Source organism: Dyella jejuensis (assembly GCF_044904675.1).
In the GTDB taxonomy this organism is placed as follows: Bacteria; Pseudomonadota; Gammaproteobacteria; order Xanthomonadales; family Rhodanobacteraceae; genus Dyella_B; species Dyella_B jejuensis.
In genome coordinates, this window is sequence record NZ_JADIKJ010000023.1 from 1 (window position 1) to 23,860 (window position 23,860).

The 23,860-nt window shown below is 59.7% G+C and carries 20 protein-coding genes; 11 read left to right on the top strand and 9 right to left on the bottom strand.

What is annotated here, in order from left to right:
- Positions 1 to 201: 201 nt before the first annotated feature.
- Both ISP15_RS17030 and ISP15_RS17035 read right to left on the bottom strand, forming a co-directional pair.
- Complete coding sequence (locus tag ISP15_RS17030; protein ID WP_404549009.1) at positions 202 to 1,305, bottom strand: Glu/Leu/Phe/Val dehydrogenase dimerization domain-containing protein; 1,104 nt, start codon at positions 1,303 to 1,305, stop codon at positions 202 to 204.
- A gap of 322 nt (positions 1,306 to 1,627) precedes the next feature.
- A complete protein-coding gene (locus tag ISP15_RS17035) occupies positions 1,628 to 1,951 on the bottom strand; it encodes a hypothetical protein (protein WP_404549011.1) in 324 nt (107 codons plus the stop codon).
- A gap of 203 nt (positions 1,952 to 2,154) precedes the next feature.
- Between ISP15_RS17035 and ISP15_RS17040 the strand changes: the two genes are divergently transcribed.
- The gene (locus ISP15_RS17040; protein ID WP_404549013.1) at positions 2,155 to 2,757 is read left to right on the top strand and encodes a TetR/AcrR family transcriptional regulator; all 603 of its coding nucleotides are present in this window, start codon (positions 2,155 to 2,157) and stop codon (positions 2,755 to 2,757) included.
- Positions 2,758 to 2,773: 16 nt separating this feature from the next.
- Positions 2,774 to 3,706, top strand: coding sequence for an alpha/beta hydrolase (locus ISP15_RS17045; protein WP_404549015.1), 933 nt, complete (start codon positions 2,774 to 2,776; stop codon positions 3,704 to 3,706).
- A 113-nt stretch (positions 3,707 to 3,819) separates the two neighbouring features.
- Here ISP15_RS17045 and ISP15_RS17050 read toward each other — a convergent pair whose 3' ends face one another.
- From ISP15_RS17050 to ISP15_RS17065, 4 genes are all read right to left on the bottom strand, one after another.
- The gene (locus ISP15_RS17050) at positions 3,820 to 5,229 is read right to left on the bottom strand and encodes a UDP-glucose dehydrogenase family protein (protein ID WP_404549018.1); all 1,410 of its coding nucleotides are present in this window, start codon (positions 5,227 to 5,229) and stop codon (positions 3,820 to 3,822) included.
- Positions 5,230 to 5,282: 53 nt separating this feature from the next.
- Entirely contained in the window at positions 5,283 to 6,428 is a 1,146-nt protein-coding gene (locus ISP15_RS17055; RefSeq protein ID WP_404549022.1) for an alpha-hydroxy acid oxidase, read from the bottom strand.
- Positions 6,425 to 7,690 carry an FAD-dependent oxidoreductase gene (locus ISP15_RS17060; RefSeq protein WP_404549024.1) on the bottom strand — a complete coding sequence of 422 codons (1,266 nt, stop codon included), beginning with the start codon at positions 7,688 to 7,690 and terminating at the stop codon, positions 6,425 to 6,427. The genes ISP15_RS17055 and ISP15_RS17060 overlap by 4 nt, the downstream gene beginning before the upstream one ends.
- Before the next feature lie 314 nt (positions 7,691 to 8,004).
- Complete coding sequence (locus ISP15_RS17065; RefSeq protein ID WP_404549028.1) at positions 8,005 to 9,240, bottom strand: dicarboxylate/amino acid:cation symporter; 1,236 nt, start codon at positions 9,238 to 9,240, stop codon at positions 8,005 to 8,007.
- A 203-nt stretch (positions 9,241 to 9,443) separates the two neighbouring features.
- On the opposite strand from ISP15_RS17065, the gene ISP15_RS17070 reads away from it, so the two are divergent.
- The 7 genes from ISP15_RS17070 to ISP15_RS17100 all read left to right on the top strand — a co-directional run bounded on the left by ISP15_RS17070 (position 9,444) and on the right by ISP15_RS17100 (position 19,296).
- On the top strand, positions 9,444 to 12,935 hold the full coding sequence (locus ISP15_RS17070; RefSeq protein ID WP_404549030.1) for a methylmalonyl-CoA mutase family protein: 3,492 nt from the start codon (positions 9,444 to 9,446) through the stop codon (positions 12,933 to 12,935).
- A gap of 252 nt (positions 12,936 to 13,187) precedes the next feature.
- Positions 13,188 to 14,210, top strand: coding sequence for a glycosyltransferase family 2 protein (locus ISP15_RS17075; RefSeq protein ID WP_404549032.1), 1,023 nt, complete (start codon positions 13,188 to 13,190; stop codon positions 14,208 to 14,210).
- Positions 14,211 to 14,247: 37 nt separating this feature from the next.
- The gene (locus tag ISP15_RS17080) at positions 14,248 to 15,030 is read left to right on the top strand and encodes a hypothetical protein (RefSeq protein WP_404549033.1); all 783 of its coding nucleotides are present in this window, start codon (positions 14,248 to 14,250) and stop codon (positions 15,028 to 15,030) included.
- Positions 15,031 to 15,130: 100 nt separating this feature from the next.
- Positions 15,131 to 15,493 (top strand): EamA family transporter, encoded by a 363-nt coding sequence (locus ISP15_RS17085; RefSeq protein WP_449757822.1) that lies wholly within the window; start codon positions 15,131 to 15,133, stop codon positions 15,491 to 15,493.
- Between the two features lie 99 nt (positions 15,494 to 15,592).
- Entirely contained in the window at positions 15,593 to 17,521 is a 1,929-nt protein-coding gene (locus tag ISP15_RS17090; RefSeq protein WP_404549036.1) for a DUF6077 domain-containing protein, read from the top strand.
- A 209-nt stretch (positions 17,522 to 17,730) separates the two neighbouring features.
- The gene (locus tag ISP15_RS17095; RefSeq protein ID WP_404549038.1) at positions 17,731 to 18,312 is read left to right on the top strand and encodes a hypothetical protein; all 582 of its coding nucleotides are present in this window, start codon (positions 17,731 to 17,733) and stop codon (positions 18,310 to 18,312) included.
- A gap of 9 nt (positions 18,313 to 18,321) precedes the next feature.
- The gene (locus tag ISP15_RS17100) at positions 18,322 to 19,296 is read left to right on the top strand and encodes a hypothetical protein (protein ID WP_404549040.1); all 975 of its coding nucleotides are present in this window, start codon (positions 18,322 to 18,324) and stop codon (positions 19,294 to 19,296) included.
- Between the two features lie 150 nt (positions 19,297 to 19,446).
- Here the strand turns inward: ISP15_RS17100 and ISP15_RS17105 are convergent, their stop codons facing one another.
- Entirely contained in the window at positions 19,447 to 19,770 is a 324-nt protein-coding gene (locus ISP15_RS17105; protein WP_404549041.1) for a hypothetical protein, read from the bottom strand.
- A 355-nt stretch (positions 19,771 to 20,125) separates the two neighbouring features.
- On the opposite strand from ISP15_RS17105, the gene ISP15_RS17110 reads away from it, so the two are divergent.
- On the top strand, positions 20,126 to 20,848 hold the full coding sequence (locus tag ISP15_RS17110) for a hypothetical protein (RefSeq protein WP_404549043.1): 723 nt from the start codon (positions 20,126 to 20,128) through the stop codon (positions 20,846 to 20,848).
- A gap of 21 nt (positions 20,849 to 20,869) precedes the next feature.
- Here ISP15_RS17110 and ISP15_RS17115 read toward each other — a convergent pair whose 3' ends face one another.
- On the bottom strand, positions 20,870 to 21,730 hold the full coding sequence (locus tag ISP15_RS17115; protein ID WP_404549044.1) for a helix-turn-helix domain-containing protein: 861 nt from the start codon (positions 21,728 to 21,730) through the stop codon (positions 20,870 to 20,872).
- Positions 21,731 to 21,876: 146 nt separating this feature from the next.
- On the opposite strand from ISP15_RS17115, the gene ISP15_RS17120 reads away from it, so the two are divergent.
- The gene (locus ISP15_RS17120; RefSeq protein WP_404549045.1) at positions 21,877 to 22,389 is read left to right on the top strand and encodes a nuclear transport factor 2 family protein; all 513 of its coding nucleotides are present in this window, start codon (positions 21,877 to 21,879) and stop codon (positions 22,387 to 22,389) included.
- Positions 22,390 to 22,470: 81 nt separating this feature from the next.
- Here the strand turns inward: ISP15_RS17120 and ISP15_RS17125 are convergent, their stop codons facing one another.
- Entirely contained in the window at positions 22,471 to 23,688 is a 1,218-nt protein-coding gene (locus tag ISP15_RS17125; RefSeq protein ID WP_404549047.1) for a serine hydrolase domain-containing protein, read from the bottom strand.
- Between the last annotated feature and the right edge of the window lie 172 nt (positions 23,689 to 23,860).

A 23,860-nucleotide genomic window follows, 5' to 3' on the forward strand; every position in this document is an offset into this window, starting at 1 on the left:
ACCTTCCACTGGTCTGGCGTGGCCAGCTCATGGGTATCTTGCAGGTAGGCTTCCAGTAGCATCGGTCTGCCTTCGGCATCGCGTGCCGCTCTATCAACAGACTCATACTCTACAAAACAGCAAAGGCCCCGCAGGGCCTTTGCTTAACTGAGCGGCATTGCGGCCAGGGGCCGGCGTTTTCCCACACTCGCGGGTGCAGTTTTACTGCCCGCGCATGCGGCCGGCAAAGCGTGGTGCGCCGTTGCCCATGTGCGGCAGCTTGATCTTGCCGATGGACTCGATGCGCTCCTCGGCCAGGCGGTCGGCTGCCTTGTAGGTGGGCACGTTCTGCGTCTTGCTGATCTCGAAGATGCGGCCCAGGTTGTAATAGATGGTACGCATCATGCGCATGGCGCGTTCGCGGTTGTAGCCATCGATTTCCAGCGAGACGTTCATCACGCCGCCGGCGTTGACCGCGTAGTCCGGCGCGTACAGCACGCCGCGGCGTTGCAGTTCGTCGCCGATGGCGTCATTGGCCAGCTGGTTGTTGGCCGCGCCGCAGATGATCTTCGCCTTGATGCGGTCGATGGTCTGCTCGTTCACCGTGCCGCCCAGCGCGCACGGCGAATACACGTCGGCGTCGACGTCGTAGATGTCGTCCAGGCCCACCGCTTCGCAACCCAGTTCGTCCACGCAGCGCTGCACGGCATCCTTGTTGATGTCGGTCACGAACACTTTGGCGCCCTGTTCGCGCAGCAGCTTGATGAACTCGCTGCCCACATGGCCGGCGCCCTGCACCGCGTAGCTGTACTTGCCCACGTCTTCGTTGCCGTGGCGGAAGTTCAGCGCGGCCATCAGGCCCTGCAGCGTGCCGTAGGCGGTGAACGGGGAGGGGTCGCCCGAGCCGCCATGCACCTGGTGCACGCCGGTCACGTATTCGGTTTCGCGGAACACGTATTCCATGTCGTTGACGTCGATGCCCACGTCCTCGGCCGTGATGTAGCGGCCGTTGAGCGAATTGACGAAACGACCGAAGGCGCGGAACAGCGCTTCGGACTTGTCCTTTGACGGATCACCGATGATCACCGCCTTGCCGCCGCCAAGGTTCAGGCCGGCCACAGCGTTCTTGTAGGTCATGCCGCGCGACAGGCGCAGCACATCATTGACGGCATCCTGCTCGGTCTTGTACGGCCACATGCGCAGGCCGCCCAGTGCCGGACCTAGCACCGTGTTGTGGATCGCAATGATGGCCTTCAGGCCAGCGTCCTTGTTGTGGCAGTAGACGACTTCTTCGTGGCCTGTTTTGGCGATGGTTTCGAAAATCATTGGAACATGGACTCCACGTATGACGGTGCCGGGGTTGGCAACCTGGTATGGAAGCGTTGGCCCCGCCAAGGACCTGACGCCCGAAAACTCAAAGCCCCAGCAGGAGGCTGGGGCGGCAAGTTAGCTCTCTAAGTTTAGTACGAGTCATCGCGGAAGCGCTGTCGCAACGCAGCAAGCGAGGACCAGCGCCGACATCGGCAGATAAAAAACGCCCCGTCGAGCGGGGCGTTTCAAGGCTTCCAAACATATTATTGGGCAAGCGGGTGGTAAGCCGTTCGACCTGCGCTCCATGGTCGCCTGCAAGCGCAGGTTTTGTTGAGTATCAACGACCCCAGTAACCCTCGCGCCAGCGCCAGCCGCCGCGTCCCTGCACCCACACGCCGGGGTAATAGCGGTAACCGGGCCGTGCATGGACCCATGTGCCTGGTACCCACATGTGACGGCGCCAGCCCGGATTCCACTGCCAGTAACCCGGCACCCAGATCCAGCCGCGCCGGGGCGGCGGAACGCGCTCGAAACGCGGCGGCGGGGGCGCCACGCCAACGCCTACCACGACCTGCGCCGTAGCGGGCGGGATATAGCTCACGCTGGCTAGCGCCAAGCCGATGCCTGCGACCAGGGCCAGTTTGCGGGTCATGCTGATCATGGATGTCCTCTCTTATTGGAAGCAGCCGCGACAGGCGGCTGGCAGTCGGAAAAACGCAATCCTATGCGGCATGTTGACGTGATTGCTTTCGTTTGTTCAGGAAACAGCCAATTATTTGCGATGCAGGGCACAAAGCGTGGCCGATAAGCATCGGCCGCGCACGGCCGTTGGAATAAAACGAACGATCGTGCTATTTTTTTGCCATGAACGCAGACCTCCTCAGCAAAGGCGCCGCCACACGCGAGTTGATCCTCGATCATGCCTACGCGCTCGCCCGGCACGATGGCCTGGAAGGCCTGTCGATCGGTGCCCTGGCGCTAGGCGTGGGCATGTCCAAAAGTGGCGTGTTCGCCCACTTCGGTTCGCGCGAGGAGTTGCAGCTGGCTTTGCTGGATGCGGTCTCCCGGCGTTTCGTGGCGTTCGTGAAAACGCCGGCGCTCAAGCAGCCGCGTGGTTTGCCGCGCCTGCGCGCGATGATCGACCACTGGTTCGAGTGGTCGCGCATCCATCAAAGCGGCTGCGTGCTGCTAAGTGCCACGGTGGAATACGACGGTCGCGAAGACGGCATCCTGCGCGAACGGGTGCTGCAGCAACAGTCGGCCTGGCGCGAGGAAATCAAGCGCGCCGTTGGCCTTGCCGTGCAGGTGGGCGATTTGCGCACGGATACCGACGCGGCCCAGCTGGCGTTCGAGGTTTATGCGCTGATGCTGGGCCTGCACCACGATGCTGGATTATTCGGCTTCGATGAAGCCAGCCACCGCACCCAGGCAGCATTCGATCGTCTGTTCGCCAGCTACCGCGCCTGACACCGCAGGAATCACGATGAAACAACCGAGCGCTCGTCCATCTCATCCTTCGTCGCGGCATGCGTGGAAGCTTGGCGCCGTGCGCATCGGTTTTGCGGTGGGCAGCCGGCTGGCCCCGCAGCGGACGGTGGAGCACGCCGCGCGCCTTTTTTCCACGCCGTTCGCCAGCAGCCGCAGCCGCGCCAGCGCCGCGCAGCCGGACAGCGAGATGCGTCGCGGCACACTGCCGATCCGCGGCGAATCGATCGCCACCTACGTGTGGGGCGATCCGGCCACGCAGCCGTATGCCTTGCTGGTGCATGGCTGGTCGAGCTTCGGGTTGCGCTATCTACCCTGGATCGCAAAACTGCGCGAGCATGGTTTGGCGGTGGTCAGTTTCGATCAGCCCGGCCACGGCGCGAGCAGCGGCGGCCTGTGCACCTTGCCCGATTGCATCGCCACCATCCGTGCCATCGGCAAGCACTTCGGCAAGGCGGCCTTGGCGATCGGCCATTCCATGGGCGGCGCCGCGCTGACCTTGGCGCAGGATGAGCACTGGCAAGCCCGGCGGCTGGTATTGATCGCGCCGGCCGCCGATATCGAAGCGGCTGCCGGCCGCTTCTTCCGCGTCGTGCGCCTGAGCGAGCGCCTGCGCGAGCCCTTCCTCAGCTGGTTCGAACGCCGCACCGGCGTGCACGCACGGGATCTGCAAGTACACCGCCATCTGCCAGCCCTGGGCCAGCCTGGACTTATCGTGCACGATCTGGACGATCACGAAGTGCCGTGGGAAGAAGGCGAGCGTTACGCGCGCCATGGGTCCAATACGCGCCTGCTCAGCACGCAGGGGCTTGGCCATCACAAGGTGCTGGACGCACCGGAAGTGATCGATGCGGCACTCGCGTTCTTGCGCGGCGAGTGCGTGGGCGAGCGCGTAGTGGCTTCGCCAAACCTGCCGTTTGGCGTGTGCTGAAACGAGCCTCGCCCTTCGTGGCCCGGCGTGCAATACGGCAAATGTTGCACGCCGACAGGCCAAGGCATCGCACGCGGTGCCTGCGATGCCTGTTGCATGTACCCTGCGCCAGCTTATGAGAAACGCCGGAGCGGCATGGGCCTGGTCCGCAATGTTTCCCCGGCCGGTATCCGGCCGATGCCCCGGTGCTCGATGCCGGCCGATGCCAGCAGCGATGGCTCCCATGCGTTGCGTCCATCCAATACCAGCGGCATGGACAGCGTTTTCGCCAATTGAACCGGATCGATGTGGGAAAATTCCACCCATTCAGTCACCAGCAGCAAGGCATCGCTGCCGCGTGCGGCATCCAGTGCGGATGATGCCCAATGGATGTTGGCCAGGCGGCGCGGATAAGCAGCCAGATCCTGCGCGAAGGCGCGGCGTGCCGCGGGCATCGCCACTGGATCGAATACCCGCACGATAGCCCCCAGCCGCAACAGTTCGCCCACGATGCACCGGCTTGGCGCCTCGCGCATATCGTCGGTTTCAGGCTTGAACGCCAATCCCCATATCGCCACTGTCCGTCCGGACAAGCTCGCGCCAAAGCGCTTCTGCAGCTTTTCCACCAGCTTGAACTTCTGCCGGCTGTTGACCGCTTCCACGGCATCAAGCACGTGATGCGACACGTGTGCCTGCTCGGACATCCTGATCAATGCCCGCACATCCTTGGGGAAGCACGAGCCGCCATAGCCGATGCCGGCCTTGAGGAAATGAGCGCCGATGCGCGGATCGCTGCCCAGACCGCGGCGTACTTCCTCGATATCAGCGCCCAACGCCTCGGCCAGGTTGGCATACTCGTTCATCAGCGATATGCGGGTAGCCAGCATCGCGTTGGCCGCGTACTTGGTCAGTTCGGCCGAGCGCGTTTCCATCCACAGCAGTTGCGAAGACGTCCGTTCCAGTGGCGCATACAATTGGGTCATCCATTCGCGGGCGCGGCGGTCAGCCGTGCCGGAGCCGCAACCGATGATCACGCGGTCTGGTTGCAGGAAATCGGCCACGGCCGAGCCTTCCTTCAGGAACTCGGGATTGGATACGACCGCGAATCCGCAGCGCACAGCGCGACGGCCAAGCTCCTCCTCCAACAGCGTGCTCACCCGTTGGGCGGTGCCGACGGGAACCGTGGACTTGTTCACGACCAGCTTGAATGAATCCATGTGGCATGCGATCTGGCGTGCCGCCTCCAGCACGTGACGGAGATCGGCCGAGCCATCCTCGTCCGGCGGCGTGCCCACGGCGATGAACTGGATGTCGCCATGTTCGACGGATGCAGCTACGTCGGTGGTGAAGCGCAAGCGTCCGGCTGGCTGGTTGCGCATGATCAGTTCCCGTAGCCCCGGCTCGTAGATGGGCACTTCGCCGCGTTGCAGGCGTGCGATCTTTGCCGCATCCAGATCCAGGCACATCACATCATGGCCCCACTCGGCCATGCACGCGCCCGTGACGAGCCCCACGTAGCCCGTTCCGATGACTGTTACTTTCATAGCATTGAACTCCGTATATTCGGTGGCGCCGTGCACTCTGCACGACGATTCGATCAGTGCCTGGCCGAAGCCAGGACGCTTGCGTCGATGTCGCGCCAGCGGCGCTTGCCTAGCAACGCCATGGCGATGCGCAGCTCCTGGCCCAGCATGTCCAGCACGTAGCGGACGCCAGCTTCGCCGCCGGCCGCCAGGCCATAACCCCATGGCCGGCCGATCCAGCCGGCATCGGCACCCAGCGCGCGCAGGCGCACCAGGTCGGTGCCTTCACGCACGCCGCCATCCACAAACAGCGGCACGCCGGCAGGCGTGCGCTCCCGAATGCGCGCCAACGCGCCCACGGCGCTTGGACTGCCATCAAGCTGGCGGCCGCCGTGATTGCTCACGACCAGCGCGTCGGCGCCCTGCGCGAGGGCTTCCGCAGCATCTTCCGGATCAAGCAGGCCCTTGAGCCACAGGGGCCCCGGCCATCGCCGGCGCAGCCATGCCACATCCGCCCAGCACAGGGACGGATCAAGCTGGCGCAGGAAAAAATCCGCGCCACCATCTTGGGTATACCTGGCCACCGTGCCGAAGCGCGGCTTGCCGGCCAGCCAGCGCGCCCACGCCCAGCGCGGATGACGCAACACATCCAGGCGCATGCGTGCATCGAGATATGGCAGGCGGTAGAAGCCATTGCGCAGATCGCGATAACGACGTGTATGCATCGGCACATCCACCGTCAGCACCAGCGTGCGTATGTCGATGGCGCGGGCCCGTTCAAGCACATCCTCGACGATGCTACGGTTTCGCAACATGTACAGCTGCATGTACAGCTCGGCTTCCGGCGCCGCTGAACGCACTTCCTCCATGCTGGCGATGGATGCCATCGCCAGGCACATCGGAACGCCCGCACTCGCCGCCGCGCGCGCCGCCGCCTGTTCCTGTCCGACATGCAACAGGCCTGCGAAAGCCACTGGCGCCAATACCATCGGCAAAGCGCTGACGCGACCGGCCAGCGCCACGCTTGCATCCGGTTGCACATCGCCAGCGAGCACGCGGGGCTGTAGCAACATGCTGGCGAAAGTGTCCTGATTGGCCGCGGCAGTGCGTTCAAGTCCGGCAGCGCCGTCAAGAAAATCGAACAGAAAGCGCGGCAAGCGTCTGGCTGCCAGGGCGCGTAGGTCATCCACGCCCGCGCAACGGGTCAGGGCGGCGCTCATGCTACGCGCCCCGTGCGCGTCAGTGGCACGCGCTGGCTGACCAGCTCCACCACCAGGTCGGCATTGCGTGCGAAATAGATCAGCTTTACGGCGGCATTAGTGATGAAGTCAGCGGCGTCGGCCTGCACGCCGGTGTAGTCGCGATGGTGCACGTCACTGCGCTTGTCCCACAGGTCGCATTCGCTGCGCGTGCGTACCACGCCAAACTTCAGCGCCACCGGCAGGGCGTCCCGCATGGCCGGGATGAAGCGCGCCACGCCGCCGCGCAGGCCATCGATCAGGCGCTGTGATTCGGCGGCGTCGACACCGTGGCGCAGGATGCGGTTGAGTTCCGCCAGCGCATGTCCATCGCCGGCTTGCGCCGCGCTGATGTTGGTGACGGGCGCGTAAGTCATCATGCCCTTGCCATCGTTCATATTCGAGAACATGGCAAACGGGCCCATACAGAAAAACATCGAGGAGTGCTGCTGGAGGATGGGAGGAAGCTTCGCGCGCAGCAGTACCTTGAGTCGGTTGATCGCGCCGGACTGAATGGGCAGGTTCGCCATGCGGTTGATCGCGTCGATGTTCTGCCACGCGCAATTGATCACTAGCTGCGCATCGAACGTTCGTAGCTGCCCATTCGGATCGCGGGCGTCGACGCGCCAGTGGAACTTGCCATGGTGGCTGAGCGCTTCCACGCGATGGCCTTCGTAGATGTCGATGCGAGGCATCGCGCGCACGCGCCGCTCGAGACGGGCGCGCACTTCAGGCCAATCCATCAACACCTCGGCGGTATCCACGCCCATTTGCACTTCATCGGGATTGACGTAACCGCGGTATTCGTCTTCGCGCAGGCGACGCAGGAAAGCGCCCGGTTCGCCGAACGGCAAGCGTCGGCCGGAGCTTTCCCACGCCTTGGCATAGCGCTCGATCAGCATGTCGTGCACGGCGCTGATCTCATCGGTTCCGAACAGCGAATCGCGTGCCACGAAGTACTGGGCGCGGCGCAGCGGATGTCCATGCGGCAACTCGCGGCCAAGTGTTGCCTGAGGATACCGCTTCACCAGATCAATAGTGGTGTCGAAAAGCATGGCCGCGGTGTTCGGCGTGGCGTAGTGGAAGCCCATGCCCAGCCGGCCTGGAGTGTTGTTGCTGGTGCCGGTAAGCAGTGGATAGGCATCGAACAGGCTGACGTGATAACCCTGCTCGGCCAGCGCGATGGCGCTGGCAACGCCGGCGACGCCAGCGCCAATGACAGCAATACGGGGAATGGCCTGCATGACTGCTCCTTGTTGATGTTGTTTTTTTCCAAATCCGGCCGGAAGGTCCGGCGCGGGTGTGATCAATGCATGCGCTGAGTAGAAGTACTTTCGATCGCAGGCGCGCAAGAGTTACGCGAATGGTTATGCGTGATGGCGTACAACATGCCGCCGTGTTGGCCGGCATGTCGCGCGTTTTTGGCTACGTGTAGGGGTTGTCTGTGGTATCGGTGAGCCGATGCTATGCGACGCATACGGAAAACCCCGCGTCTTGAAAACGCGGGGTCGGTAAGGGATCCGAATCTTTTCCTGTCAGGAAAAAAGAAGATGGAACATCAAGCGCGGTGGTAGCACTCCGTATCCAGCGCGCCTTCCGATTTCGCCACCATCACCGCGGTGACGGTGTCGCCGGTAACGTTGGTCGCGGTGGCCAGCATGTCCAGCAGCCGATCCACCGCCGCGATCACCGCGATCACTTCCAGCGGCAAGCCCACCGACGACAGCACCAGGCCCATCACCACCAGGCCCGCTCCGGGCACGCCGGCGGCGCCAATCGAGGCCAGCGTGGTGGTCAGCACCACTGTCACCAGTTGCATCGGCGAAAGCTCGATGCCGTAGGCATGGCTGGCAAACATGACCACGGTGCCCAGGTACACCGCCAATCCCGACATATTGATGGTGGAGCCCAGCGGCAGCACGAAGCTGGCGATGCGCGCGTCCACGCCCAGGCGTTGCTGCGTGGTTTCCAGGTTCAGCGGCAGCGTGGCCGCGCTGCTGGCCGAGGAATAGGCGAACAACTGCACCGGAAACGCCTTGCGCAGGAACGGCAGCGGATGAATGCCGAACACCATCAACATCAGGCTGCACACCACGACCATGAAGAACAGCATCACCGCGTAAGCCACGCCGACCAGCGCGCCCAGGTGGCCCAGCACCGAAAAACCGTGATCCGCCGTGACATAAGCCATCAGGCCGAACACGCCCAACGGAGCAAACGTCAGCACCATGTTGATCAACTTGAAGACCACCGCCGACATGCTGTCGAAGAACGTGCGCACCGGCGCGGCGGTCGGGCCGCACAGGTTGATCGCCAGGCCGAACAAAATCGCGAACACGATCGTCGGCAACAGCGCGCCTTCGGCAAATGCCTTGAACGGGTTGGCCGGAATCGCACTGAGCAGCGCATCCTTGATGCTGGTGGCCCCGGCTGCGGCGGCATCGGCCGAACCGGCAGCCAGTTGCAGTCCGCTGCCCACCTGGAACAGGCTGGCCGCGCCCATGGCGAGCACGGCCATGATCGCCATCGACACCATATAAATGGCAATCGACTTCCATGCGATGCGGCGCATCGTCGCCAGATCGGTCAGCGATGTGATCCCGCACACCACCGAGACGAACACCACCGGGATCACGCACATGCGGATCAGCGACATGAAGATGTCGCCCAGCGGTTGCAGCATTTTCGCGGGCTCGCCGATGACATGGCCGGCGGCAAGGCCGAGCACCATCGCGATCAGGATCTGCTGCCACATCGTCAGGCGCGGCAAGCGAAGTCGTTGCTTGGAAGTCATGGGCTGTACCGGGTTGGAAGGGGTCCGGGGGCCAGCATGCGCGCTCACCGTCGCGGCCTGGAAAATTCTCAAGAAAACCTGAACCTCCCGGCACGCCTGGTTTCCCATCCCTGCGTCACCGGCGCCAGCGGCGTGCCCACCCAAGCGCTTAACCGGCATCCCCACTAGAATGGCGGCATTAAAAGCACGTTGTCGGAGTCCCCATGAGTTCCCCCGCCAAGCACGTCCCTGCCAGCGCCGCGCAGGCCGAAGCCAGCCCGCTGCGTTTCGTTACCGCCGCCAGCCTGTTCGATGGCCATGATGCCGCGATCAATATCATGCGCCGCATCATCCAGTCGCAGGGCGCCGAAGTGATCCACCTGGGCCACAACCGCTCCGTGGAAGACGTGGTGCGTGCTGCGCTGCAAGAAGACGCCGACGCCATCGCGCTGTCCTCCTACCAGGGCGGCCACGTCGAGTACTTCAAGTACATGGTGGACATGCTCAAGGAGAGGGGCGCCGCCCATGTGCGCGTGTTCGGCGGCGGCGGCGGCACCATCACCCCGGAGGAAATCCGCGAACTGCAAGCCTATGGCGTGGAGCGCATCTACCACCCCAACGACGGCATGAAGCTCGGCCTCACCGAGATGATCGAAGACGTGATGCTGCGCGCCGGCAACGCCGCCGCCAAGCGTGAACAGAGCGACGCCGTGGTGCCGGCCAAGGTCGACATCGCCGACGAAAACAGCATCGGCCACATGCTTTCCGCCATCGAAGAAGACAAGCTCGGCGACGCCGAACTGGCCCGCCTGCGCAAGGAATGGTCGCTCGCCGGCAAACACACTCCCGTGCTCGGCATGACCGGTACCGGTGGCGCCGGTAAATCCTCGGTGGTGGACGAACTGCTGCTGCGCTTCCTGCACGCTTTTCCCGACATGCGCATTGCCGTGCTTGCGGTCGACCCCACCCGCCGCCGCAGCGGCGGCGCCTTGCTCGGCGACCGCATCCGCATGAATGCGTTGCGCAGCCATCGCGTCTACATGCGCTCCATGGCCACGCGCCGCCAGCACGCGGCCACCAACGAAGTGCTGCACGACTGCATCAACTTCCTGAAAAGCCAGCCCTACGATCTGGTGATCGTCGAAACCGCCGGCATCGGCCAGAGCGATTCGGAAATCGTCGACCTGGTCGACTTCCCCGTCTACGTGATGACCAGCGACTACGGCGCCGCCAGCCAGCTCGAAAAAATCGACATGCTCGATTTCGCCGAACTGGTGGTGCTCAACAAGTTCGACAAGCGCGGCGCCGAAGACGCGCTGCGCGACGTGCGCAAACAGTGGAAGCGCAACCGCACCGCCTTCGCCATGAAAGACGAAGACGTGCCGGTCTATCCCACCATCGCCAGCCAGTTCAACGATCCGGGCGTCACCTGGATGTTCACCAACCTCTGCCGCCTGATGCTCGACAAGCTCGGCGCCAAGGGCGGCGAACATGGCATCGAAACCGCCCACTGCGATTTCAAGCCCAACCTCGACACCACGCTCAAGGAACCGCGCGCCACCGTGCTGATTCCCGGCGCCCGCGTGCGCTACCTCGCCGAAATCGCCGAGCAGGGCCGCGGCATCAACAGCCAGATCGAGCGCGAAGCCGGTTACGCCAGCAAGGCCCAGCACTACTACGAATCGCTCAAAGACCTCGGCGACGAACACCTGCCGCGCGAACTGGAACGCTACGACCACGATGCCGTACACGACAGCGCCGCCGACCGCACGCTGCTCCTGCTGCGCCAGCGCTACAACGCCGCGCTGCGCGAACTCAGCCACGAAGCCGTGCACCTGCTGCGCGACTGGCCCGCGCGCTACCAAACCGTCACCGCCGAGGTCAACGAATACAAAGTGCGCGACAAGGTGATCCGCGTCGACAACTACCGCGAATCGCTCAGCCACCAGAAAATCCCCAAGGTCGCGCCGCCCAAGACCAAAGACTGGGGCGACCTGCTGCGCTTCCTGATGCGTGAAAACCTTCCCGGCTATTACCCCTACACCGGCGGCGTGTATCCATATCGCCGCAGCGGCGAAGACCCCACCCGCATGTTCGCGGGCGAAGGCACGCCCGAGCGCACCAATCGCCGCTTCCATTACCTGAGCCAGGGCGGCGCCGCCACGCGCCTGTCCACCGCCTTCGACTCCGTCACGCTGTACGGCGAAGACCCGGCGCCACGCCCGGATATCTACGGCAAGATCGGCAATTCCGGCGTCAACGTCGCCACCCTCGACGACATGAAGAAGCTGTACTCCGGCTTCGACCTCAGCGCGCCCAGCACCTCGGTGTCGATGACCATCAACGGACCCGCGCCGATCATCCTCGCGATGTTCATGAACACCGCCATCGACCAGAACGTGGAGAAATACCTCAAGGCCGATCCCGCGCGCTGGGACGCCGCCGAAAAGCGCATCGCCGAGCTCTACGCCGATCGCGCGCGCCCAACGTATTCCGGCGAGTTGCCCAAGGGCAACGACGGGCTGGGCCTGGGCCTGCTCGGCGTTTCCGGGGTGGAAATGGTGGATGCCGACACCTACGCCAAGATCAAGGCCGACACGCTCAGCAATGTGCGCGGCACCGTGCAGGCCGACATTCTCAAGGAAGACCAGGCACAGAACACCTGCATCTTCAGCACCGAATTCGCGCTGCGCATGATGGGCGATATCCAGCAATACTTCGTCGATCACAAGGTGCGTAATTTCTATTCGGTCTCCATCTCCGGCTATCACATCGCCGAAGCCGGCGCCAACCCGATCAGCCAGCTCGCCTTTACGCTCAGCAACGGCTTCACCATCGTGGAGTACTACCTCGCGCGCGGCATGCACATCGACGACTTCGCGCCCAACCTCAGCTTCTTCTTCTCCAACGGCATGGACCCGGAATACACCGTGATCGGCCGCGTCGCCCGTCGCATCTGGGCCCGCGCCATGCGCGAACGCTACGGCGCCAGCGCGCGCAGCCAGATGATGAAGTACCACATCCAGACCTCCGGTCGTTCCCTGCACGCGCAGGAAATCCAGTTCAACGACATCCGCACCACCCTGCAAGCGCTGTACGCCCTGTTCGACAACTGCAACAGCCTGCACACCAACGCCTACGACGAAGCCATCACCACCCCGACAGAAGAAAGCGTGCGCCGCGCCGTTGCGATCCAGATGATCATCAACAAGGAACTGGGCCTCAACTTCAACGAAAACCCCTGGCAGGGCAGCTACGTGGTCGACGCCCTCACCGATATCGTCGAAGAGGCGGTATACAAGGAGTTCGAAGCCATCAGCGAACGCGGCGGCGTGCTCGGCGCCATGGACACCATGTACCAGCGCGGCAAGATCCAGGAAGAATCGATGTACTACGAGCAAAAGAAACACGACGGCAGCCTGCCGCTGATCGGCGTCAACACCTTCCTGCCCAAGGACCATGGCGGCGAAATCGCCACCGAGATCGAACTCATCCGTTCGACGGAAGAAGAGAAAGGGCAGCAGATCGACAACGTGAAAGGCTATGGCGATGCGCGCAACGCACTCGCGCCGGCAAGCCTCAAGACGCTACAGAACACCGCGCGCGAGCGGAGGAACGTGTTCGAGCAGTTGATGGAAGCGGTGAAGTACAACTCGCTGGGACAGATCAGTCATGCGCTGTATGACGTAGGTGGCGAGTATCGCCGCAATATGTAACCGCTCACGATGGCACCCTCTCCCCGGGGAGAGGGTTAAAGTGAGGGCCGCCTCGAAGCGCAATCCAAACACCCGCGCAATTTGAACTCTTTTCGCAGGCAGCGAATCCCCTCGAAACCGGTGAACAGTCCAGCCATCGCAAGAATCCTCTCGTCACCCCGGCATCTCCTTGCTAGCATCTATGGCAGAAATCCAGTTCTAGCAACAAACATCTGATTGACCACCGGCAACTCGAGGGGAAACTTTGTTTTGATGAGTCACGGCGAACATCCAAAGAAAGTTGCGGTAGTTATTCCCTGTTTTCGCGTGATCGATCACGTGCTCGGGGTGATTTCGCGAATTGGCCCCGAAGTTTTTCGTATCTATACCGTCGATGATGCCTGTCCGGATGAGTCGGGCGAGTTTATCGCCAAGAACGCTAACGACCCTCGGGTCGTTGTCATCTTTCGGCCGCAAAACGGTGGTGTGGGCGCTGCAACCCTGACAGGCTATCAGGCCGCTTTGAAGGATGGCGCGGAGATCATTGTGAAAATCGATGGCGACGGGCAGATGGATCCGTCACTCATTGATCGATTCATTCATCCGATTGCTATCGGGCATGCGGATTACACGAAAGGCAATCGCTTCTTCGATCTCGAGGGTGTGGTCAATATGCCGCGTGTAAGACTGTTCGGTAATGCAGTCCTGTCATTTGTCTCGAAGCTTTCCACGGGTTACTGGAGTGTCTTCGATCCCACCAACGGCTTTACCGCTATTCATGCGAATGTCGCCAAGCGATTGCCGCTTGGCAAGATCAGTTCGCGCTATTTCTTCGAGACAGATATGCTGTTCCATCTGAACGTGCTGAAGGGGGTGGTGGTGGATGTGCCGATGGAAGCGGTTTACGGCGACGAGGTGAGCAATCTGAAGATATCGAAGATCCTCCCGGAATTTGTACTGAAGCATGCTTCAAATTTCTTTAAGCGAATCTTCTACAGCTATTTTCTTCGAGATATGTCGGTGGCCACCTTCGAGCTTCTGGGAGGATTGTTTCTTTTTTCTTTTGGCGCTTTGTTCGGCTTGGTTGAGTGGGTGCGGTTGTCGCACCGCGGTGAGTTTGCTACCGCCGGCACCGTCATGCTGGCCGGTTTGCCGGTGATGGTGGGTATCCAGCTTCTTCTGGCGTTCTTGAATTTCGATATCTTTGCTACGCCCAGGACGCCGATCCACTCGCTATTGTGGATGGATTATCGCGGCGCGACATCTTCGGGTGTGCTGGAGTCAGATAATACTTAACAGGTATTGTCATGGTTGGTTGCAACCAGTGGTCTCGATGTATTCAGATTATCGGACAGTGCACACAATGCTATCTAAAAGTATTCAACAATTATTGAGTACCTATCCGCGTATGCGTCCAGAGTTGCCAGCTGCGCATCGGGCAATATATGAAGAGGAATATCGCTCGAACAGGGAGGGGGTGCGGGCTGTAGAAGGGTTGGCTAAACGCATGGAGGAATGGATGCACTTTGAAGTTGGGGGAGCACCTGGCGATGTTTTACTTGAACTTGGTGCGGGTACTCTCAATCATGTGCGATTTGAAGTCGGCGCTCTACAATACGACGCGGTGGAGCCTTTCACGGCGCTATACGAAGATAGTGCGGCGCGCAAGCACGTAGAATACGTCTATGCGTCCCAAGCGGAGATTCCTAAGAACCATCGTTACAGCCGAATCGTGTCGATTGCGGTGCTTGAACACATGGTGGATTTACCACTTGAGTTGGCTTATTCCGTGCTTCATCTAGATGAAGATGGCGTATTCAAGGCAGGGATACCGAGCGAGGGTGGCTTTTTATGGTGGCTGGGCTGGCGTGCCACGACAGGTGCCGCCTATTACTTACGACATCGCCTGGATTATGGTGTGCTCATGCGGCACGAACACGTTAATACTGCTGAACAAATTATCCAGTTAGTTCGATATTTTTTTGCTGATGTGAAGGTAAGGCGCTTTCCGTTCCCGGTGCATCATCTGAGTCTTTATGCAAGCATTGAGGCGAGAGGTGGTGACGCCGATAAGGCCCGCAGCATATTGTTGGATCGAGGCTTGAGTTTGGTGTAGCCGCAGAGAGATGTCATCGATGACGTGTCGTGTGCAGATGTTCCGAAGTTAACTGATGAAGTACCCTGAATAACATTTAGCTTGCCAGAAGGCTTTATCTGTGAGCCAACCCGCCCAATACACGGTTATGTTTATTTGTGTGCTTGGCATGGCACTAGGACAGATAATGTTCAAGCTTGCCGCGCAGGATTTTGCGTTAAGCCATACATTGCTTGGGCTGCTAACCTCGCGCTATTTCGTTTTTGGCGGCGTGGTGTATGCTGGCACAACCCTGTTATGGATATGGATCTTGACACGGGTGTCGTTGAGCCATGCCTATCCGTTTATGGCGCTAAGTTTCGTCATTGTGCCTCTGCTTAGCTATGTTTTTTTCCGTGAATATTTAGGGTGGCGTTACTGGACGGGCATCGTGTTAATCGTCGTAGGTGTCTTAACTACGCTGACCTCTAGTCAAACGCGTTGAGCTTGTTATGGCACCGTGTCCGACTCTGTGCCAATCATCGGGACGCCAAGCGTGTATAAACTAATTGGCCTTGCTCTAGCTCTCTTCGCAGGGTGGACCTTGGCTACCAACGCTGTCGTGCTCGTTGGCGGTACGCTTGGCGAATTGATAGTGTATGGCCCGCTGGGAGCATTGCTGGTCAGCGCATTATTTTTTGCGCTTCCAACGCAATCAGCATTTTCGTTTAGCACAGAAGTTGATTCGCCAAGTTGGAGGAGTCTGCCCAACCATCCCTGGATGTTTATCGGTGTCGCGCTTCTTGCGATTCTTTCGCTCAAAGTGTCATGGGTCTGCTTCTGGGGGCTTAGCGTGGTGACGCTGACGGCCTATTTTTTTTCTGGCGTTGACACCGGAGCCACAAAGCCGTTTTTGGTTCGCCACTCAGTCATCGGCCGCTACCAGCGCATGGTCGTGTTGCTGACGGCGCTAGTCGCAGTCTTGTTAACACTTTGGGTGTCACGCAGCGATGCCGACGATGCATTTTATGTGGGCATTGCTGCCTTTGCGCATGCCCATCCAGGCGCCGCGTTGATGAGTCAGGACCCCATGCATGGGGAGGTTAACTGGCCGCTTATCTTCCCCAGCTATCGTTTCACAAGTTATGAGTTATTGATGGCGGCGATAGCCCAAGTATTGGGAATTCCCGCCATGGACGTTGCGTACTGTGTATTGCCACCATTGGCCGCGGGTGCCACGGTGGTGGCGACTTTCTTTCTGGCCAAGCAGGTGGCGCCTCGGCGATGGCTAGCGGTAGGCCTTATAACGCTAATTCTGGGATTGATCTTAGGCGAGTGTCACCGCGGCCCCGCGAACTTCATGTTTGTGCGTATGTTTCAGGGAAAGGCGGTTTATCTTTCCGCGCTACTGCCGCTTATTTATGCGTTGACGTTTCGATATGCTCGGGGACAGCAATCGTCGCGCGATATCTTACTGCTTGCGTGTGCCCAGGTGGCAGCTATCGGTATTTCCAATTTTGCGATGCTTGCTGCCCCGATGGCGGCGGGAACCGCTTTCGCCGCGGCATGGGTGACGACTCCAAAAACGGCTTACCGTCGCATGCTGCCCGTCGCGCTGACGCTTCTTATTCCAGTTCCCTACCTGTTATATGTGGCTATCGCGTCCAGGGATGGTGTACTGGTGGTAGGTACGCAGGATACGGCAGAGACGGTATGGAGATCAGTCTTTGGGGAGCGGCAGCAATACTTTATCGCTTTGTTGTTGTTGATAGGCCCCGCTTTTGCACGGGATACCCGTGAGCGGCTATGGCTAGTGGTGCCACCCTTCCTGCTGTTGACGATTTTACTGAACCCTTTCCTTGCTGGCTTCATTTCACGCTATCTGACAACGGCTCCAGTATATTGGCGAGTAACTTGGTGTTTGCCGATACTGACTTATTTGGCTCAATCATTCTGCCTGATTTTTGATCAAGCGGCGAAACGTTTCACGGTTCGCAATCCCGCCCTATGGATGGCATCCTTGCTTGTACTAATGCTTTTTTCTGGATTGCACTACAACGTGTTACGGCGCACTAATGATGTGCAGTGGCATTTTGCAGGCTGGAAGGTTGCACCCTCTGAGCTAACTGTTGCGCAGGACGTTAATGGCTTGGCTCCCCTCGGTACACGCATTGTCGCACCGGAATCCGTAACGTCCATCATCGCCATGTTCGAGCAGCACCCACGATTAGTCAGCGTGCGGGATATGTACCTGGAGATGCTCGCACCCGCCATCGGTAATCGCGATTATCAAATAAGGAAACGCGTGCTCAATTTTGTCTCGGAGGGGCTGGCGACTGGGGTGAACGATAAAGCGGTTTCCGATGCCTTCGCGCAGCTCAAGGTGGGAGCGGTGGTCCTGTCATCGGCCGTGGCGACCAATGCGTCCAATCGCGCATTGCTGGCCGAAAATGGCTTTGTATTGACTAAGACATCGGGGAATTGGACCATATGGCTGCATAGCGCACCTATGTGGCGACGCCATCCTTTATGAGTGGATTCGATGCCCTAAGCAAGTATGTCCTGCTTCCTTGGCTTCGATGACCGCGAGCCCTGATTATAAGGGCCTTCGTCTATCTGTATGCGAAGTTCTGGCGGTCTTGGTCTTGTGAGCGAGGCTATTGCGTGGTATCGCGCTTTTGCTTTTCGTCTCTATTGCAGCCAGCTCTTACGGTAACTTCCAAGGTTTGGAAAGAGGTGGTCATGACCATGCGTACACGTGCATTATTGGCAACGGTTTTGCTATTGGCGGGATGTGGCACCGACCCGGATATCACAGTAAAGCATCGCGTTCCTCACGGGATCACTCTTGCCGTGGTGATGTTCAGGGACTGCGATATCGCCAATCAGCCCGATTGCGACGGCTCCGGATTGAATGCGGGTTCAATCTTTGTCCGCGTGCTTTCGCATAAGCCGGGCCTGCACGCCATCTCGCTGCCACGCCCGGTCGGGCCCAAGGCGCAGCTTGGTGACGATGCGGCCGTAGCCTACGCCAAGGCAAAGGGCTATCGATATGTCATCAACGGCGAGGTGCAGGAATACGCGCGCACCGGGCACCTGGCATTGCACTCGGATCGCGCGGGTATCTCAGTGCGCGTCTTGAGCGTAAAGAATGGACAAGCGTTGGCGACTTATACCTATCAAGAGGATTCGAAAACCCATTTCACGTCGCCCGACGACATGCTCGAAGACATGGCAACGCAGTTAGCGGCTTCCATTGTCCTCGAACCAAAAAAGCAGCGTGGCGGTGAATTTCTTTTGTACAAGGGAAATGGCGGAGGCTGAGCTAAGAGGTTGTTGAAAGAAGCGCGTCAGGGTGCGCTCTTGGCGCAGTGGTTCGTTCCGCAAGTGTTTCGCCATGGTGTATCAGGGGAATCGCCCATCGAGCGCCGCCATCCGACTCCCTCTCCCCTGCGGGGAGAGGGTTGGGGTGAGGGGCCATCCGAAGCGTTATCCAGACACCCGCGTAAGCTGGCTTTCTATCCTGCGGGCACCGGCCAGCCCGAAACGCTGGCTGGCCCGCCATTGCAAAATCCCTCTCGTCACCTCGGCGGCGCCTTGCTAGCATTCATGGCGGGAATCCAGTCAAGGAAAGGAGCAGGGGCAATGAAGAAATTTTTTGCCGTGGCGGCAATCGCTACGATCTTGGCCGGCTGCGCACCGGTATCCACTAAATCCATTAATTCAACCGCAGGCCTGCAAGGCAAGCGACTACTTGTAACTAGCCATCCTGTTCCGGATTTCAGCGCCGGTACCGCGGGCAAGGCGATGTTCGCCATGGTGGGCGCCATCGCCATGATTCATGCAGGCAACGAAATGGTCAGGCAAGACCAGATCGCAGACCCGGCCATTCGCGTCGGTCAACGCCTGTCCAGCGATCTAGTGCGCACGCAAGGCGTCATCCTGCTGCCATCCAGCGGCTCGGTAGCCACCAGCGATGATCCCGCCAGACTGATCAAAACCTATCCGGGCGCAGACCTCTTGCTGGACGTGAAATCCTACGCATGGTCTTACGTCTACTACCCCGGCAAATGGGGCTCCTATCGCGTCAATTACGATGCGAATGTACGACTGCTCGACGGAAAAACGGGCGAAGTCATTGCGCAGCAGACCTGCAAGATCGATCCCACCGATCCGAGCCATCCACCATCGCTGGAAGCGTTGCGTGCGAACCAAAGTACGCTGCTCAAGCAACTGCTTGGTAAGGCGGCCGATATGTGCGTGGGCACGGTGGAGCAGCAGGTATTGAGGCTGGCGTCGGTGAATTGATCGCAAACGCTTTGCGGAAGTGAATTACTGAGAGCGGGAGCAGCGGTTAGACAGGCGCAAAGGTCTTGCTACTTTCAGGCAGGTATGTCGGCAAATGGCTTCGACCGTTTATTTTCATGCCTCTGCGCAATAGCTTTTTTCCTTTCAACGCTATGAGCATGTTTCCGCGTCCTCACTGCTTTCCGGTGCATTCCATATCTCCCGCCGCATCGCACACAACCGCGCATGCGCTACCTGCGCATTACGCTGCCCCAGTTCAATCAACGCCGACGCGCCCCACAGTGCCTGGGCCAGGTCACCGTGATTCACATCGCCAGCCTGACCGAGCAGGTCGGACAGGCATTGTGTGATGCCGCGTGCACCGTCCAGCAACAGGCTTGCATCGTCCAGCAGTTCAAGCGGGCCGGTGAGGGGGCTGATGAAATAGGTGGCGTTGAGGGTGATCCAACTGTTACCGGATAGCTCGTCCTTCATCGTTTGCTCCTTGCGAGGAAAGCCGCCGCCCGCATATGTGCGGGCGGCGGACGTGCCGGAGTAGGAAACCGGTACCACGTGACCCGGCCAGGCCAAAGCCTGCCCGACACGCCCGCCATAAACGCGCGAGAGTGTTAGCGCAAAGAAAAAGCGCCAGTCGGCGCCTTGCGCCGTGGTAAATCGGGTTCCTACACCCGGTCGCTGATTTGGCAGCGACGCACCCAAACTAAAACTCCCCCTGCACTACGTCAAGCACACTGTCTTGCCGCTTATCTGGCAGCGCTCCACGATGTGCCTAACGCATCGGCCGAAACAGGGGGCCATGGAAGGGATGTCGTGTGCATCGAGCAGCGTATTGGCCGAGATAGTTCCAGACGGGGCAATCCCCAAGCTGCTCGAGCCATTCAATTTCGCATGGCTGGAGGCACTTATCGCTGCGCGTGCGGAAGATAATGGCGAGCCCGCAACCACCAGGCTCGACCGCTATGCTGTTATCGGCGTACTTCTGTTCGGCCTGCTTGGTGTGCTCGGCTCGCTTCTATTCCATAACCGCCTGGGTCTGCGCCTGTTGCAAAGCGGCTTCGCGCTCCAGTGGGTTTGTATCGCCGTGGTGCTCGTAAATGCCGGTTGGCGGGCGTGGCTTGCCTATCGGCACCAGCACGAAAGCTTTGCGCGGGATTTGGATCGGCAGTTGGCGCAATACGACGAAATCATCAATGCGGTGTGCCGCCATTCGCTTCCCGTTATCGCGACTCATTTACGTTATGTCCGCGACCGAAAGTCCCGCCTCGTCTACCGTGGCGGGCTGATCAGTGGCGGCATGGATAAGCTTGCCATCCTGCCACTGTTCCTGGCCATGTATCTGCAATTCAAGGATTGGTCATTCGGCGGCTGGAAAGCGTTGCTCGACCATGTTCATATGCTGAGCGCTTTGCTGTTGTCGATGTTATTCGCCACCTATCTGATTTCGTGGTGGGCTGCCCGAGCCAAAGATCGGCTCGAACTCTACGAGATGGTGCTGATGGAGGCATCCGTGCGCAGCGCGGATGAGTCTGTCACTAAAAGGGAGTTGATTTAAATTTGCTTATCGTTGAAAGGCTCAGCGAGTCTCGTTAACACTTTGGCTCCCATCCGCTTTCATCATCATCAAATGGCGCGCTTCCGTTGCATCGTCGGCGGGAAACAGGCATTCAACGCGCAGTTCCTGTGCGGCCACGGTTTGCGGCGTGCCAACCGTGGTAACCATCGAGAAATAGCTGAGTACGTTGTCGCCTTCGATAAAGCGGAGCGGGATAACCGGCGTGTGAGGGACGATGCTCTGTACTTCCGGGCTTTTCCATTCGCGCTTGGTGCCGGGATAAGCCAGCAGTGCAGCTAGAAGTTCTTTCGTTCCGTCATCGATCACGCGCGCGATCGACTCGCGGTGAACCCGCTGGATCAGGCTTTGCGCGATATTCTCCCAATCGGCTAGAAAGGGGCGCATGCCATGGGGATCGAACATAAGATGAAGCAGGTTGCGCGGCCCCTTGCGTGCTGCCATATCGATGAAGTGGCTGAAGAAGCGCGGCGTCGAAGCATTGGCCATCAGCACATTCCAATGGCGATCCATCACCACGGCCGGAAAGGGTTCGTGTTGCCGCAACATGCGTTCCAGTGCCTTGGTAACGCCCTGCATTTCCAATGCGGTGAGAGGACTTTCCGAATACATGGGAGCATAGCCGGCCGCTTGCAGTAGCGTATTCCGTTCGCGTAGTGGAATATCCAGTGCCTGGGCGATATCGAGCAATGTCTTGCGGCTCGGCACGCTTCTGCCGCTTTCGATAAAGCTGATATGGCGCTGCGATACGCCGGTATCGAGAGACAGGTCGAGCTGGCTGGTTGAACGCACGCTGCGCCAATGCCGCAACAGCGAGCCCAATTCGTAGTCGGACGATTTCGCGCGAATTTTTGATGAGCTCATCGAAAGTAGCTTGTGCCCTGCAAGTGAACTGGGAACGCCATGCGTCCGTGCCAGACATTAGCAGCAAGGAAAAAACGAGTGCGAATGGATCAGCTTTCGCACGGAGCCGGAGCATATTACCTGCGAGGTAATTGAGGGGAGGGAGGATGCGGGCCACTATTCATCCCGGGCAAATACTGGGCGTCATCGAGCACTGCCTTGAACCCACGTTGTTTTCCCCGGAATGTTTCCGCTTCCATTCGTTAGACGTATTTTTTGAGACTGACATGACCAAGCGCTGCTTTGAAAAAACCAACCCGCCCCAATGGCTACTCGATTTCTGGAAGGAGATCGACGACAAAACCTGGGGCAAAGGCTTCGATTGCTTTGCCGACGACGCGATCTGCAACCTCGGCATCGCCGACTGGCATGGCCGCGACGCCATTCGCGACAACCTGCGCAAGTTCATCGACTCCGGATTCACGGCTCTCCACGATGTGGTGGAATATTGGGATGCAGGCCAGCTGAAGGTTTTTCGCGGCGTCGTTACCATGATCCCGGACGATCGCACGCAATCGGTGGTCAAGCCGGTGATGACGCACTTCTTTTATATGGATGAGAAAGACCCCGCCAAGGTCCGGCATTGGTATGGATCGGTAGGTCCGGTGGCGTTTGGTTAATGGAAGCGGTTTGATTCGGCTATGCCATGCGTTGTCGAAATCAACAAGCAACATCGAGAATTAGAAGGCGCTTCATTCGGCTTATCGGCGTTGCGAGGCAGCGCCGCTCGCTGTCGATTGGAATGGATGACTGTTCGCATGAATCGCCATAGCCATGGCTTTCAATGCTCCTTCGGTTCCTTCGCACGTATCGTTGGCCAGCAATACGAAACCTTGGTGCTGTTCCGGATAAAGCACCACCTGGCTGGACATGCCGAAGCTGCCGCCGCTGTGCGAGATAACAGGCTGGCCGCGGTCGCTTCCCAGGTTCCAGGCCATCGCCTGGCCATCATCGGCGGTGCCCATCAAGATCCGGTGCGAAAGACGGATGGCCGGATCGGTGGCCGCCAACTGCCAGCGAATATAGTTCGCCATATCTTGCGTGGAGGAGTACAAGCCCCATGCCGCCCACGCATTTTGCGGATGATCGGGCATCAGCCGGCCGTAACCGTCATAGCCGTTGACCAGGCGCGATTTCTCGCTTTTATCCAGCATGAAGCCCGTGGCTGCCATGCCGAGCGGACCGGTAATGTATTGACGCAACAGCGCGTCAAGGGGCATGCCATAGACCTTTTCCAGCCCGAGTCCGATCACGTCGAAACCGGCGTTGGAGTAGGCGAATTGATCACCCGGCGCACTGCGCAGCTTGGTGCCGTGTAGCGCGGCCAGGAACTGCGCGCGGCCGAAGCCCTGGTCAAGGGCGAGCAGGCGGGCAGGCCGGGTAAGCATGTTTTTGTCCGCGTAGATCGCATCCGAATCGGGAATGTCGCGCGGCATGCCGGCATGGTGCGTAAGCAGCGTGCGCAAAGTGATCGGTTCGCCGTGCCAGGCAAGATTGCGGTAATCGCCAGGCAAATCGCTACGGAAGTCGCCGTTTAGGCTCAGGCGGTTGTCGATGACGGCTTCGGCAGCCAGCGTGGCGGTAAAGGTCTTGGTGACGGAGGCCAGCTCGTAGATGCTTTGCGGGGTAGGCAATGCAGTTTTACCGCGCGTGGTGGTGCCATAGTCGTAGAAATAGGTATGGCCTGCTTCCACTATTCCCATCGAAACACCTACGTGGCAGCTGTTGCGGAAGAAGCTGCGCGCGGCCTCGTCGACGGCAATGTCCAGCGGCGAATGGCGTGGGTTATCGCTTGGTGTTGCCGTGCTCGCGGCGTATGCCGGGACAGGCGCGAACGAGCAAAGCAGCGCCAGCACGCAACCTGGCCAGACTATGTTCCGCATGATCGACTGGGCATGCTGCCATATCCGTTGATCCATGTGAGTTCCATCAAAGGTCGAGGGAATACCGTTTGCCGATGAAGTGTGATGGCTCAGGCCAGCATGGCGGCCAAGGTCGACGCACACAGCACAACGCAGACGGCGAAAAAGCTATTGAGCATCAGGGTTTCGAATTTCATGGCGGTTCTCCGTGGGATGAATGAGGCTTTCG